Source organism: Nostoc sp. DedQUE04 (assembly GCF_034530995.1).
Taxonomy (GTDB): Bacteria; Cyanobacteriota; Cyanobacteriia; order Cyanobacteriales; family Nostocaceae; genus Nostoc.
Genome location: NZ_JAVRCA010000040.1, coordinates 39,931 through 53,808, shown reverse-complemented (window position 1 = coordinate 53,808; position 13,878 = coordinate 39,931). Strand labels below are relative to the sequence as shown.

General features: G+C 40.1%; 12 protein-coding genes. 3 read left to right on the top strand and 9 right to left on the bottom strand.

From position 1 onward, the window contains the following. Window positions 1–15: 15 nt before the first annotated feature. From hypE to RM049_RS24150, 9 genes are all read right to left on the bottom strand, one after another. Window positions 16–1,101, bottom strand: a complete 1,086-nt coding sequence (hypE, locus tag RM049_RS24190; RefSeq protein WP_322705973.1) for a hydrogenase expression/formation protein HypE — start codon at window positions 1,099–1,101, stop codon at window positions 16–18. Window positions 1,102–1,160: 59 nt separating this feature from the next. Then, window positions 1,161–2,339: a hydrogenase formation protein HypD gene (gene hypD, locus RM049_RS24185; RefSeq protein WP_322705972.1), complete on the bottom strand. Its 1,179-nt coding sequence runs from the start codon at window positions 2,337–2,339 to the stop codon at window positions 1,161–1,163. A gap of 79 nt (window positions 2,340–2,418) precedes the next feature. Next, window positions 2,419–2,679, bottom strand: a complete 261-nt coding sequence (locus RM049_RS24180; RefSeq protein WP_322674498.1) for a HypC/HybG/HupF family hydrogenase formation chaperone — start codon at window positions 2,677–2,679, stop codon at window positions 2,419–2,421. An 82-nt stretch (window positions 2,680–2,761) separates the two neighbouring features. Next, the gene (gene hypF / locus RM049_RS24175) at window positions 2,762–5,110 is read right to left on the bottom strand and encodes a carbamoyltransferase HypF (protein ID WP_322705971.1); all 2,349 of its coding nucleotides are present in this window, start codon (window positions 5,108–5,110) and stop codon (window positions 2,762–2,764) included. Beyond that, window positions 5,100–6,317, bottom strand: coding sequence for a hypothetical protein (locus tag RM049_RS24170; protein ID WP_322705970.1), 1,218 nt, complete (start codon window positions 6,315–6,317; stop codon window positions 5,100–5,102). Before RM049_RS24170 ends, hypF begins: the two co-directional genes overlap by 11 nt. Before the next feature lie 629 nt (window positions 6,318–6,946). After that, entirely contained in the window at window positions 6,947–7,792 is an 846-nt protein-coding gene (locus tag RM049_RS24165) for a NifU family protein (protein WP_322701689.1), read from the bottom strand. Between the two features lie 42 nt (window positions 7,793–7,834). Continuing rightward, complete coding sequence (locus RM049_RS24160) at window positions 7,835–8,059, bottom strand: hypothetical protein (RefSeq protein WP_100900555.1); 225 nt, start codon at window positions 8,057–8,059, stop codon at window positions 7,835–7,837. Window positions 8,060–8,067: 8 nt separating this feature from the next. Beyond that, a complete protein-coding gene (locus tag RM049_RS24155; protein ID WP_322705969.1) occupies window positions 8,068–8,334 on the bottom strand; it encodes a hypothetical protein in 267 nt (88 codons plus the stop codon). Window positions 8,335–8,388: 54 nt separating this feature from the next. Continuing rightward, a complete protein-coding gene (locus tag RM049_RS24150) occupies window positions 8,389–9,357 on the bottom strand; it encodes a hypothetical protein (protein WP_322705986.1) in 969 nt (322 codons plus the stop codon). Window positions 9,358–9,796: 439 nt separating this feature from the next. On the opposite strand from RM049_RS24150, the gene RM049_RS24145 reads away from it, so the two are divergent. The 3 genes from RM049_RS24145 (at window position 9,797) to RM049_RS24135 (ending at window position 13,834) form a co-directional block, all read left to right on the top strand. Next, window positions 9,797–10,600, top strand: coding sequence for an Rpn family recombination-promoting nuclease/putative transposase (locus RM049_RS24145; protein ID WP_322705968.1), 804 nt, complete (start codon window positions 9,797–9,799; stop codon window positions 10,598–10,600). 441 nt (window positions 10,601–11,041) lie between these two features. Then, on the top strand, window positions 11,042–12,004 hold the full coding sequence (locus tag RM049_RS24140) for a hydrogenase small subunit (protein ID WP_322674491.1): 963 nt from the start codon (window positions 11,042–11,044) through the stop codon (window positions 12,002–12,004). Between the two features lie 234 nt (window positions 12,005–12,238). Then, window positions 12,239–13,834: a nickel-dependent hydrogenase large subunit gene (locus RM049_RS24135; RefSeq protein WP_322701686.1), complete on the top strand. Its 1,596-nt coding sequence runs from the start codon at window positions 12,239–12,241 to the stop codon at window positions 13,832–13,834. Window positions 13,835–13,878: the final 44 nt, after the last annotated feature.

The following is a 13,878-nucleotide window of genomic DNA, read 5'->3' as shown; positions in this document are numbered from 1 at the left end:
TAAATTTATTAAAGATTAACAAATTCGTGGTAATTGGTCGCCTACTAACATATCAACAATCCTTTCAGCACCAAAAGCTGTTTTTAATAATACGATACCTGGAGGTGAAGTAATAACTTCGCCAATAATACAAGCATCTTTGCCTGCTGGGTGGGATTTCATAGCTGATAAAACATTTTCAGCATTCTTTTTTGGAACCACTACAACTAACTTACCTTCATTAGCTAAATACAATGGGTCTAAACCGAGAATTTCGCAAACTCCGTTAACTTCTTCACGCACTGGAATAGATTCTTCAAAGAGACGAATTCCCACATCGGAACTGAGGGCGAATTCATTTAGTACTGTGGCTAAACCTCCACGTGTAGCATCTCGCATAGCATGAACTTGTGGGCATACATGGAGAATATTTTCTACTAAACTATGCAACGGCTGACAATCACTTTCAATATTAGTATCTAAGGCTAATTCCCCACGGGCAATTAAAATGGCTGTCCCATGATTGCCTATTTCACCATTAATTATTATTGCATCTCCAGGTTTAATATTATGAGCAGAAATGTTAACTATTCGCGGGATGATACCAATACCAGCAGTATTAATAAAGAGTTTATCGGCAGCACCACGATGTACAACTTTTGTGTCACCAGCGACAATTTGAATACTCGCTTTTTCTGCGGCTATTTTCATGCTGGCTGCAACACGCCGCAAGGTTTCTACGGGTAATCCTTCTTCTAAAATTACGCTACAAGTTAAATATAAAGGTTTAGCACCACTAACAGCTAAATCATTAACTGTACCGTTTATAGCTAATTCTCCTATATCACTACCGGGAAAAAATAATGGGTCTATAACGTATGAATCTGTTGTAAATGCGAGTCTATCTCCTTGTTGGAGGAGAGGGGCTAAGTTGAAGCTGGCTTGGTCTTCTAGTTGTGAGAGAATTGGGTTATCAAAATTGCTGATAAAGATATCGTCGATTAAATCACGCATGGCTTTACCACCACTACCATGTGCGAGAGTTATATGAGTGTCTTGCACTTTATGGCGACGGCGGACTTGTTCTATTTTTTGGATTGGGTTTGTGGGGGAAATATTCATATTAAAATTTTTTTAAACGCAAAGGGACGCAAAGGGAAGCGCAGAGGTACGCGGAGTATTTAATCTGAGGAGAAGCCGCAGGCGGGGAGGGGTTCTTGAGTTATTTTTGGTTTTTGGGCGATTGTTTTTTTGGCAATTGTGGAGAGTCGCCCGTATTTGTAATAGGCTGCGCAAGCACCTTCGGAAGATACCATGCAAGTACCGATTGGCGTTTCTGGCGTGCAAGCTGTACCGAATACTTTACACTCCCAAGGTTTTAAGACTCCTTTGAGAATTTCTCCACATTTACAAGCTTTATGGTCGGCTACTTTCAGGTTAGGAATGGTAAATTTAAGTTCGGCATCAAATTGAGCATATTCAGGTTTGATTTGTAATCCTGAATAGGGAATGTCACCTAAGCCGCGCCAATCAAAACTATCTCGCACGGCGAAAACTTTGTTTATGGCTTGTAGTGCTACTGTATTCCCAGTTTTTTCTACAATTCGGTTATATTGGTTTTCGACTTCACAACGATTTTCTACTAGCTGTTGCAATAGCATCCAAATGGATTGGAGAATATCTAAGGGTTCAAATCCTGAGACGACTATCGGCTTATTATATTGTTGGGAAATAAATTCATAAGGGTCAGTGCCAATTACCATGCTGACATGACCAGGCCCAACAAATCCATCTAGTTGCAAGTCGGGATTATCTAATAGTGCTTTGAGGGCGGGAATCACGAGGACGTGATTACTAAACATACTAAAGTTATGAAGTTTTTCGGCTGCTGCTTGCAGAATGGTGAAGGCGGTGCTGGGGGCTGTGGTTTCAAAGCCTAATGCGAAGAAGACTATTTCTTTGTCGGGATTATCTCTGGCAATTTGCAGGCTATCTAGGGGAGAGTACACCATACGGATGTCTGCACCTTGTGCCCTGGCTTGCAGTAAAGTGGTTTTGGAACCGGGAACTCGCATTGCGTCGCCAAAGGTGGCAAAAATGACGTTATGATTTTGGGAGATTGCGATCGCATCATCTAATCTCCCTTTTGGCATCACACATACTGGACAACCAGGGCCATGAATTAGTTCGATGGTTTGGGGTAAAATTTCTTCGATACCGTATTTAAATATGGAATGGGTATGTCCGCCACATACTTCCATAATTTTGATGGGTTTTTCTAGCTGATGGCTTAATTTGGCGATTTCGCGGCGTAAGGCTTCTGCTTTTTCCGGTTCGCGGAATTCGTCAACATATTTCATAAGGATTGGGGAATAGTAAGTTTTATGCCAATACGGTATTTCTTTCTTCTCTCTGTGCCCTCTGCGCCTCTGCGGTTCGTTAAGTACTAATCCGTGCTTGTGCTGCTGCTAATTCTTGGAGGAGTTGTAATGTTTCTGCTGCTTCTTGTTCGTTAATTCGATTCATGGCAAAACCAACATGAACTAGTACCCAATCTCCAATACAAGCTTCGGGAGGATGTTGTTCATCTACGATACAAGCAATATTTACTTCGCGCTTTACACCACCAATGTTAACTAGGGCTAGTTTATGGTTAACGTTGGTAATTTCTATAATTTGTCCGGGGATTCCTAAGCACATTTTTTTATTTGTGAAGATAAACTAACCGCAGAGGCGCGGAGGGCACAGAGAGAATTATTTGTGAGAAAAAGGTTGTAAAATATCAACTCTCATGTATTAATTGTGCGGCTGCAATCACTGCTTGTCCTAAAGATAAGCCGCCGTCGTTAGTTGGAATTAAACTGTGAGTGAGTACTTTTATTCCCAATGTTTGTAATCGTTTGCTAACTTGCTCTAACAATATACAATTTTGAAATACTCCTCCGGTTAAAGCTACCTGATTAATCAGATTTTCTTGACTAAGATGCTGAACCATTTTCACAATGGCGTTAGCTAAACCTTGGTGAAATTTGGCAGCTATAACTGTTTGTGGAATCTGCTGCTGTAAGTCATGGAGTAAGGCTTGCCACATTGGACGCGGGTCTATACAGTAAATACTATCTAAAAAGCTAAAATTAAAAGGGTAGATTAGCGTTTCTTTATCATTATTTAAGCTGCTAACATCTACTATAGCTTCAAGTGCGATCGCAGCTTGTCCTTCATAGCTACATTCATCTCTATAAATACCGATAGCTGCCGCTACTGCATCGAACAATCGCCCCACTGATGAAGCTGGAGGAGAGTTAATCTTCTTATCTATAAGTTGATTTAGTAGTTGGAGTGGCTTGCTTTTCAGAAATTTTACGATTTCTAAGTCAGTATACTTTTGTTCGCAATCATTCCAAAGATTAGCAGCTACTAATTGGGCATAAGTATTACGCCAAGGCTGATAAATAGCTTGTTTGCCACCAATCATTGCTACTGGTTTAAATGTTGCGAGTCGTTTAAAATTTCGGTAATCTGCTAAAAGAAATTCTCCACCCCAGAGTGTACTATCATCGCCGTAACCTAAACCATCTAAAGCAATGCCTAATATTGGAGGCGAATCTAAAGAAATCCTGTTTTCTGCCATACAAGCGGCAATATGAGCGTGATGATGTTGAATGGGATAAATTTTTATTTTATTTGTGTCTGCAAGTTCTTCACCAAATTTGCTTGATAAATATTCAGGATGTTTATCAATGGCAATTACTTCTGGTTGATGCTCAAATAAATTTAAGTATAAATTTAAATTTTCTTGGTAAGCGTTAAAAGTCGCAGCATTTTCTAAATCTCCTAAATGTTGAGAGAGAATTACTTTTCCTTCACGCAATAAGCAAAAGGTATTTTTTAACTCACTACCCATTGCTAAAATTTGCGGTACTTTGTGAAATCCCAGTGGTAAACTAATTGATGCGGGTGCATATCCTCTGGCACGGCGAATTGTTTGAACTTTATCACCAAGAACACGCACAACTGAATCATCTACCCGATTAATAATCTCTCGATTGTGAAAGAGAAAATAATCAGCAATTGTCCCTAATTTTTCTCTTGCTTCTTCATTATCAATACATTGTGGTTCATCAGCAAGATTGCCACTTGTTAAAACAATTGGGCGATTCATCCGCCGCAGAATTAAATGATGCAACGGCGTATAAGGTAGCATGAAACCCAAGGTATTTTGCTTTGATGCTATCGATGGCGCTACTACTTTTTTACCTGTTGCTTGTAATAAAACAATTGGTGCAGCAGAACTTGTTAATAATTCTTTTTCTTTGGCGTTGATACTGCAATATTCTTCAATTACCTCAATATTTCGCGCCATTAAAGCAAAAGGTTTATGATAACGCTTTTTTCGCTGACGCAGTTTTTGTACAACGGTTTCCTGTGTCGCATCGCAAGCTAGATGAATACCACCTAACCCTTTAATTGCCACAATCTCACCTTTTTGCAACAAGGTACAAACAGCATCAACATCATCCAACATCGAAAACATAGAAGCAGTAACCGATTTGCCATCGGCGCGTTCTAACCAAGCTGCGGGGCCGCAAACATGACAAGCTACAGGTTGGGCGTGAAAACGGCGATTTTCGACATCATGATATTCCTTTCCACATTCTGAACACATCGCAAACGCAGACATACTGGTATTGCATCTGTCATAAGGAATGGCACGAATAATACTCAACCGGGGGCCGCAATGAGTACAGTTAGTAAAGGGGTAGCGATAAAAGCGGCTGAAAGGGTCGAATATTTCTTTTTGACACTGGGGACAAGTGGCTGCATCAGGAGTAATTTCTGTTTTAATGGCATTACTGACACTAGTAGAAATCACAAAATTATCAAATTTAAGTTCATCTTCATAAGGAGTTCTAGTTAGTTTGTTAATTTTTGCTAGTGGCGGACATTCTGTTTGCAATCTGGCAACAAATTCTGTTAATGCTTCCTCACTACCAGATACCCGAATTAATACACCTTCACCATCATTACAAACATCTCCACACAAACCGCAAGCTTTAGCCAGACGATATACGGTAGGACGAAAGCCTACTCCCTGAACAGTACCGCTAACTCTAATTTCTTCAGTCGGCATAGTTAAACTGCCACAACAAAATTCGGTTATTTCCAGAATCAGCTATCACTGCTGTATCACCGCAAATTTTTATCCCGTAACACCAATTTAAGCTATCTCGTTTCGGTAGTCCGAAATTACGATTTTCACCTTTACTTTGAAAATTTATTTGTCCTGCTAACCCATCTGCCATTACACCTTGCAGTGATAAAATTGATTCTGGCTTTCTCCATCCTAATAAACGAGAATTAGCAGTATCTGCAAGTACTAACCAATCTCCAGCCACCGCCACACCATAAGGCATACTTAAACTACTAGCGCTAGGATAATAAACTCCTTGATTCATTTCCACAAAATCAAAGCTTTTTTGTCCTAAAACCACTGCACAAGGAGTATTATTTTCTGTAGGTATTCCTTGCCAAATCATTATTCGGTGATTACCTGCATCGCTGACAACCAGATTTTCTCCCCAAAAGGCGATGTCGTGACACCAACGCATACTCGCTGCGGTTGGAGAATCACCGCCGTTTTCATTGCGAGATATCATATCTGGTTGTCCCAAAACTAAATCAGCAGGTTGACCATTTTCTGTTGGTAATTGATGCCAAATTAATAGTCTTCGATTACCAGTGTCAGCAATAAATAACTGTCCTTGATGATAGTAAACACCATAAGGCCAGTGCATTGTACTAGCAGATGCTTGCTGATTTCCTCGATTTGGTTCATTATCAGTAAAATTAACTTGTCCTAATACAAAATCTGCTGGAACATTATTATCTTCTGGTAAGCTTTTCCAAATCAAAACCCGATGATTCCAAGCATCTGCTACAGCTAACCCTTCACCGCAAGCACAAATCCCTGTTGGTACACTTAAAGTTGCCCTTCCCGGTGTACTTTTAGCATTTTGTCCTTCATGATAAAAATCAGGTTGTCCAATTACCCAATCAGCCGGTTGACTATCTCTTGTGGGTAAATTTTGCCATCCTAATAATCGATGATGTCCTGTATCTGATACCCATAAAGGGCCAGTTTCTGATAATAAACAAGCACCACGAGGCCCAAACATATTTGTAGCATTGGGCGCTACTGGTATAACTAATTGTTCTGGTTCAATAATGTTACCTAAAATTACCTCTGCACCTTGAGGTGATAGAGGCAAATATTGAGAAATTCCTGTTGCTTCTAGCGGTAATTGTGATATGGGATTACTTATGATTGGGATATCCATGAACCGCAAATAGACGCTAATAATTATTTAAAAACATTAATGTTGATTAGCGTGTAACAACAGTAACGGTTTTGCATTATGCTTTTTTCAAATTAAGTTAAAACCTTTAATCGACTTCTGTATTAATCAATTTTAAAAAATCTAGTCAAATTTAGTAACTTTTGCTACATAGCGAATCTTTTGCATGAGTGCGCGATGTACTGAAATGAGAAAGCAAACTGGGGTTTGAGAAAGTAAAAGCTGCTTTTGCTTGCAGAAAACACCAAAATGAGTAAGTAAAAGCTCATTTTGCTTGCGGAAAACACCAAAATGAATAAGTAAAAGCTGCTTTTGAGTAAGTAAAAGCTTATTTTGCTTGCGGAAAACACCAAAATGAGTAAGCAAACTGGGGTTTGAATAAGTAAAAGCTGCTTTTTAGTAAGTAATATGCCTTTTTACTTTCTCAAAACACTAAAATCAATATCTGAATTACACAAATGAGAATTAATTTAAAGATATTGAGAAAGCATTCAGGCATTTTGCTTGCACAAAAGACTAAAATCAATGCGCGAACTACTGAAATGAAAAAGCAAAGTAGCTGTGATTGACTAATCGCCAAGTATATTTGCTGAAATGTTACCTTTGCATCATCATTTTTGCAGTTTCACAAAAACCTTATCGCCTTTAATCTTGACTGGATATGACTGAAGCGAAATATCAGGTGCAGTTAAGCATTCACCTGTCTCTAATTTGTATTGGAATCCATGAGCAGGACAGGTAATGATACCATTTTCAACTTTACCCTTTTCTAAGGGAGATCCAAGATGAGCGCAACTATTACGGTAGCATTTTACTGTAGCACCTTGACGATGTAAAATAAGTGAAGTACCAGCAAGTTGTACTGCCACTACACTAAATTCAGGAACTTCATCAAGGGTCGCTACTTTCATCCAAGTACAAGTTATTTTTGCAGAGAATGGACTGATTAAACTAGAATTAGCGTTGTTAATAGTAGAACTGCTATTAACTGCCACTACTTTAGTAATTTCGGGGCAATGGTTTTTGATTGCTTGTTCTACTCCCTGAGATAAAGTTAAAGTAGAAGTCGGACAACTGCTGCAAGTTCCAATTAATCTGACTTCTACTGTATCTGGTGGTTTAATTGCCACTAATTCTACATCACCGTTATGGCTTTTTAAACCTGGGCGAACTTCTTCAAGGGCTGTCTGAATGCGTTGTGAAAGCGGAGGTTTTGGTGGTTTGACTAGTTCGTGATACAGTAGCACTGCATAGACTAATTCATCTGCAACCGCATGACGCAAAGCTGGCATTGATTCTTCTTTCAGGCTTTTAATCAAGCTAGTCAATGCAGCTTTATGCAAAGCTTCAATTGCCCTTTTTAAACCCACCGCTACACACCGTTGGCTTTCATCCCACTCGGATATAATTGCCTCAAAACGATTAATTTCCTGAACTAATTCTTCAAGATTTGTCATTTGTCATTTGTCATTGGGCATTGGTTATTTATCAATGACAATTCACTTCATTTTGAAGTCTTTGAGAAGAAATGGCATAATCATGCCCGTTACTAAGCTAGATAATATTATTGGTAGGTAGAAGGGAATCGGGGCTTGTGCGAGTAATACTAGCAGTAAGAAACCTACAGCAATACCAATAGTAGTTTGCTTGACAAAATACACAGGGTCGCGTAGTAGCTTTCCTTTAAAAAATAACTTGGCTGAAAACCAACCTATCTCTAACATGTTTTCTCCTAATAATTTGTCAAGAAATTTAAGGTAGCAAGCCCTAATAAGATGGCGGGAATTACACCCGCAGGGGCAAATAATGCACCAAGCATCGCTGAAAACTGATAGCCTATATCTTTACCAGCTAAAAGCATTCCACCAATTGCACCGCCAACCATAGACAAGGCTGCTGCTATGATTAACCACACGACTTCTGTTGCTATGTTCAAATCGCCATCTGCTAAACTTGTGAGAAAATTTATCAGATTTTGCGTTGTTAAAATATCTCTCATGCTGTTTTTTTACTCGTTGTTAAAGTGATAAGAGTTAAATCAGATTCATAACTCCTAATCCTTCATTTCTGTTTCTACGTCTTGTAGTGCTTGAACTACGACCTCTGCTTGTGCAATTTGTTGGTGTTCCGTAAATATTTCTAAAGCAGCTTGATAGTAAGTACGCGCCTGTAAAAGATTTTGAGGATTACCAGGTTCTGGTTTTTCTGGGTCGTCTGGTAAGTTGAATAGGGCGTTGGCTTTGTTTGAAATTGTGTTAGCGTACTCTAGAGGTGTATCTTTGGGATTACGCACTTTTAACGCTTCGTCATAAGCTGCGATCGCTCTTAAGTTATTCTCCACAGGATGGGAACTCACTAGATATTGCAAAGCATTACCTAAATTGTTCTGCAACATCGCATATTCTCTAGGATGGTCAATCAAATTAATGTGCTTTAGCGCCACCTCAAATGATTGCACAGCTAACCCTTGACGCAAGTATTCTCGTTCCGATGCTAGGGGCATAGAAAGGTATGCGATCGCAATATTGTTATACAAAATCGCGTATTCTTGAGGATAATCTTCCCAAGTAAAGACCCGCAAAGCCTCATGATAAGCTTGGATGCTGTCAGTTATCCGCGCTAAATTGAACGGCACTAGCGACTGCAACACCAGCCCAAAATTCATCTGCGTCTCTGCCACTTCCTCTGGCGTTGCTAATTGCTGTAAAATTGGCAGTGCTTCTTCATAACCGACTTTCGCTTGCATCAACAGTTGGTAATCAGCATCCGGTATTGCCTGTAATGTCCCTGCCATCCCTACTTGCGCCCTGGCTTTTAATAAGGGATACTCCTCACCACACATTTCATAGGCCCGGTAATATAACCCAACTGCATTTCGCAAGTCTTGGGCAGCTTTGGGCTTTTTTTGAAAACCCTGTGCTATCTCAATCAGCATTTGGATTTTTTCTTCTGCTGATGCTGACTCCGATGCAACAGCTGCTACCGCAGCCTTCACTGCTGAATCTGTAATGCTGGGGGTCATAACTCTGCCGTACTCTAGCCAATTGGGAATTGAATCTGTCAACGCCCACGAATGATTGAGATACGTAAAAGCATCTAATCACGGGCCATACTGATTTACGCAGGCTTCGAGTCCTTTAGGCGGAATTCCCCTTTTTGATTTGAGATTAAGGGTAAGGATTAGGAAAAGATTTGATTCCATGCCCAATGTCCAATGCCCCATGCCCAATCAATTTTTTTACTATAAAACACCCTATTTCTAAAATTCTAGGGGGAAATTGCTAATATTAATGTCAGCTTTAAACACCTAATATTTTTTAAATACTTTTTGTATCATCATCTTATACAATTTCAATATTTTTATTGAATTGTTGACATACATAATATTTATTGTAATCAAAATAGTTACCACGGGTTAGTCGTTGTGTAAAATATGTTCATCAACTGTAAAACAAGCTCCTTTGAAAACAGACAGTATCTTTTATCGGATCTTTCAGAGTATCCCCAGTACTTTTTTTGAACTGATTAACCAACCACCCCAACTAGCTAGTGCTTACCAATTTTCTTCAGTAGAAGTTAAACAACTGGCGTTTAGAATCGATGGTGTCTTTCTTCCCAATACGCCAGACTTACCGATTTATTTTGCCGAAGTGCAATTTCAGCCAGATAAAAAATTCTACTCACGTTTATTTACCGAAATCTTTAACTATCTCGACAAAACCGAATTAACTAACAATTGGCGTGGTGTTGTCATCTTCCCCAACCGCAGCGTTGATACTGGAGATACCGAAAGATATACAGAATTACTCAACTCCCAACGAGTAACTCGCGTCTATCTCGACGAATTAAGCTCCATTGAGGCATCATCAATTGGTATAGAGACAGTTAAACTTATCATCGAACCCGAATCAACTGCGACAATAAAAGCAGTAGAGATAGTCAACAGTGCCCGACAGCAAATTCTAGATGTCACTACTATTAGGGAAATTATACAATTGATAGAGACAATATTAATCTACAAGTTACCGCGATTGAGCCAGGAGGAGATAGGAAAAATGTTTGGATCAAATGAGTTAAAGCAAACTAGATTTTACCAAGATGTTTTTGCAGAAGGTAGACAAGAAGGGAAACAAGAAGGTATACAAGAAGGTAAGTTAGAAACGATACCCCAGTTATTAGGGTTTGGTTTAAGTATTGAGCAGATAGCTCAAGCGTTAGGTTTGGACGAACAAGTTGTTAGGCAAGCTGCACAACCAAAATCCTAAAACAACTGATATATAGTTGACGGGGCGCAAAGTTTAGCGCCCCTATTTTTGGCTCATTTATTACATAAAAATCTGATGACTTAAAATACTCATCACCTAATGCAGATTAACAGTTGACAGATATTATTAATAATTACAGAGTTGTGACTGCGATAAATTAAGCAGATTGAGTTGGTTTAACGTCAAGAATTAAAAATAAGATGCAGTGTTTATTTGTAGTAGTTTGCATTTATAAAATGTGTTACATAGATAACAGACATAGCTATTAAAAATAATCTTGAGAGTATTTAATATATTGTTAATGATTAATTCTTTTTTAATGAAAGTAAATTAGATAAAAAATATCTTACTATTAAAAAATAAATATTGATAAACAGGTGAGACTTTGCAAGCAATATCACCTACATCATGCATGGGAAACAATACAAAAATACCTAGCCGATGACTAACGTACTATGGCTACAAGGTGGTGCTTGTTCAGGCAACACCATGTCATTTCTCAACGCTGAAGAACCGACAGTCTGCGATTTAATTGCCGACTTTGGTATCAATATACTTTGGCATCCTTCCTTGGGGCTGGAACTAGGCAATGATTTGCAAACACTACTACGGGATTGTATTTCTGGCAAAATTCCTTTAGATATCTTGGTATTTGAAGGCAGTGTTGTTAACGCCCCCAACGGCACTGGCGAATGGAATCGGTTTGCCGATCGCGCCATGAAAGATTGGTTATTAGACCTCGCTAAAGTTGCTCAATTTATTGTCGCTGTGGGAGACTGTGCAACCTGGGGAGGAATTCCTGCTATGTCACCCAACCCCAGCGAATCGGAAGGTTTGCAATTTCTCAAACGTCAAGAAGGTGGCTTTTTAGGGAAAGATTTCGTATCACAAGCAGGATTACCTGTAATTAATATACCTGGATGTCCCGCCCATCCCGACTGGATTACGCAGATATTAGTTGCGATCGCTACTGGACGCATAGCAGACATTGCTTTCGATGAACTAAATCGTCCCCAAACCTTCTTCAACACCTATACCCAAACAGGTTGTACCCGCAACGTCCACTTTGCCTACAAAGCATCAACCGCCGAATTTGGTCAACGTAAAGGATGCCTATTTTATGACTTGGGTTGTCGCGGCCCCATGACTCATTCTTCCTGTAACCGCATCCTATGGAACCGCGTTTCATCCAAAACCCGCGCTGGAATGCCTTGTTTAGGTTGCACCGAACCAGAATTTCCCTTCTTTGACCTGAAACCAGGAACCGTATTTAAAACCCAAACAGTAATGGGAGTTCCCAAAGAATTACCGCCAGGGGTGAACAAAAAAGAATACGCCTTACTGACAATGGTCGCCAAAGATGCAGCACCACCTTGGGCAGAAGAAGACTTTTTTACAGTTTAGTCATTAGTCATTTGTCATTAGTCCTTTGTCATTAGTCATTAGTCCTTTGTGATTTGACTAATGGCTATAACCTTTCACACTTCTCTATACCTCTCAACGAGAAATCAAGGGTTTCGACTATTTTGCAGTGAGGCGAGTGAATAATTACCAATCACAAATAACAAAGGACAAAGGACAAATGACAAATGACAAATGACAAATGACAAATAACAAATGACAAAGGACAAATGACAAATGACAATTCAATCATTAGACATTTCGCCCGTCGGTAGAGTTGAAGGCGATTTAGATGTCCGAGTTGATATTGAACATGGACGGGTAGTCAACGCCTGGACACACGCCGAACTTTTCCGAGGATTTGAAGTTATCCTTCGCGGTAAAGATCCCCAAGCCGGATTAATTGTTACACCTCGCATTTGCGGAATTTGCGGCGGTTCTCACCTGACTAGTGCATCTTGGGCATTAGATACAGCTTGGGAAACAGAAGTTCCCCGCAATGCAATTTTGGCGAGAAATCTCGGTCAAATTGTCGAGACTATTCAAAGCATTCCCCGCTATTTTTATGGTTTGTTTGCCATTGATTTAACCAATAAAAAATACCGCCATAGTCGCTTTTATGAGGAAGCTGTTAAACGTTTTGCCGCTTTCACAGGCAAATCTTACGAACTAGGTATAACAATTTCCGCTAAACCTGTAGAAATTTATGCACTGTTGGGCGGACAATGGCCCCATTCCAGCTACATGGTTCCCGGTGGCGTGATGTGCGCCCCCACTTTAACAGATATTACCCGCGCTTGGGCGCTTCTCGAATATTTCCGCACCAATTGGTTAGAACCAGTTTGGTTGGGTTGTTCTTTAGAACGCTACGAACAAATCCAAAGTTATGATGATTTTAGAGATTGGTTAGATGAAAACCGCAATCATCGAGATTCCGACTTAGGTTTTTATTGGCGCATGGGTTTAGACATTGGTTTAGATAGATATGGCGCTGGTGTTGGTAAATATGTCACTTGGGGATATTTAGCCCATGAAGATAAATACCAAAAGCCGACTATCGAGGGACGAAACGCGGCAACGATCATGAAAAGTGGAGTGTACGACAGCTTCACACACACTCACACCTTAATGGATCAGTCATTCACCCGCGAGAATACAACTCACTCTTGGTACGATGAAGGGACAGAGGATATTCACCCTAGCGATCGCAACACTAAACCCACTGCAATCAATACAAAAGACTTCGATAACGCCTACTCTTGGTCGAGTGCAGTTCTTCACAAAGACTTCGGACGCTTGGAAACTGGCCCCTTAGCGCGTCAATTAGTAGCTGGTGGTAAACATGGCGAATCTTGGCAACACTACGACGGCTTTATCCTTGATGTCTTCAAACGGATGGGTGGTGCTAGTATTCATGTGCGTCAGCTAGCACGAGTTCATGAACTTGTCAAGTTATATCGTCAAGCCGAACACTGTTTGCGCGAATTCAAATTAAACGACCCTTGGTATATTAAACCCAAAGAAAAAGATGGACGCGGTTGGGGTGCAACGGAAGCAGCGCGAGGTTCCTTATCTCACTGGGTAGAAATAGAGGGCGGTAAAATTAAGAATTACCAAGTTATTGCTCCAGGTACTTGGAATATCGGCCCTCGTGACGGTGATGGAATCCGCGGCCCGATTGAAGAAGCGTTAATTGGCACACCCATTTACGATTCTAGCGATCCGGTGGAAGTTGGTCATGTGGCGCGATCGTTTGATTCATGTTTGGTGTGTACAGTCCACGCCCATGATGCTAAGACTGGTGAAGAGTTAGCGCGGTTTCGCACTGCTTAATTTAGTTGTCAGGTGCGTTAGTCGTAGGGTAACGCACCAAAATT

Bases quoted from the DNA above. Each gene is read 5' to 3' on its own strand.
- RM049_RS24135 (WP_322701686.1), top strand. From the start codon at position 12,239: ATGACAATTCAATCATTAGACATTTCGCCCGTCGGTAGAGTTGAAGGC.
- hypF (WP_322705971.1), bottom strand. From the start codon at position 5,110: ATGCCGACTGAAGAAATTAGAGTTAGCGGTACTGTTCAGGGAGTAGGC.
- RM049_RS24150 (WP_322705986.1), bottom strand. From the start codon at position 9,357: ATGACCCCCAGCATTACAGATTCAGCAGTGAAGGCTGCGGTAGCAGCT.
- RM049_RS24160 (WP_100900555.1), bottom strand. From the start codon at position 8,059: ATGTTAGAGATAGGTTGGTTTTCAGCCAAGTTATTTTTTAAAGGAAAG.
- RM049_RS24155 (WP_322705969.1), bottom strand. From the start codon at position 8,334: ATGAGAGATATTTTAACAACGCAAAATCTGATAAATTTTCTCACAAGT.
- RM049_RS24180 (WP_322674498.1), bottom strand. From the start codon at position 2,679: ATGTGCTTAGGAATCCCCGGACAAATTATAGAAATTACCAACGTTAAC.
- hypD (WP_322705972.1), bottom strand. From the start codon at position 2,339: ATGAAATATGTTGACGAATTCCGCGAACCGGAAAAAGCAGAAGCCTTA.
- RM049_RS24170 (WP_322705970.1), bottom strand. From the start codon at position 6,317: ATGGATATCCCAATCATAAGTAATCCCATATCACAATTACCGCTAGAA.
- hypE (WP_322705973.1), bottom strand. From the start codon at position 1,101: ATGAATATTTCCCCCACAAACCCAATCCAAAAAATAGAACAAGTCCGC.
- RM049_RS24140 (WP_322674491.1), top strand. From the start codon at position 11,042: ATGACTAACGTACTATGGCTACAAGGTGGTGCTTGTTCAGGCAACACC.
- RM049_RS24165 (WP_322701689.1), bottom strand. From the start codon at position 7,792: ATGACAAATCTTGAAGAATTAGTTCAGGAAATTAATCGTTTTGAGGCA.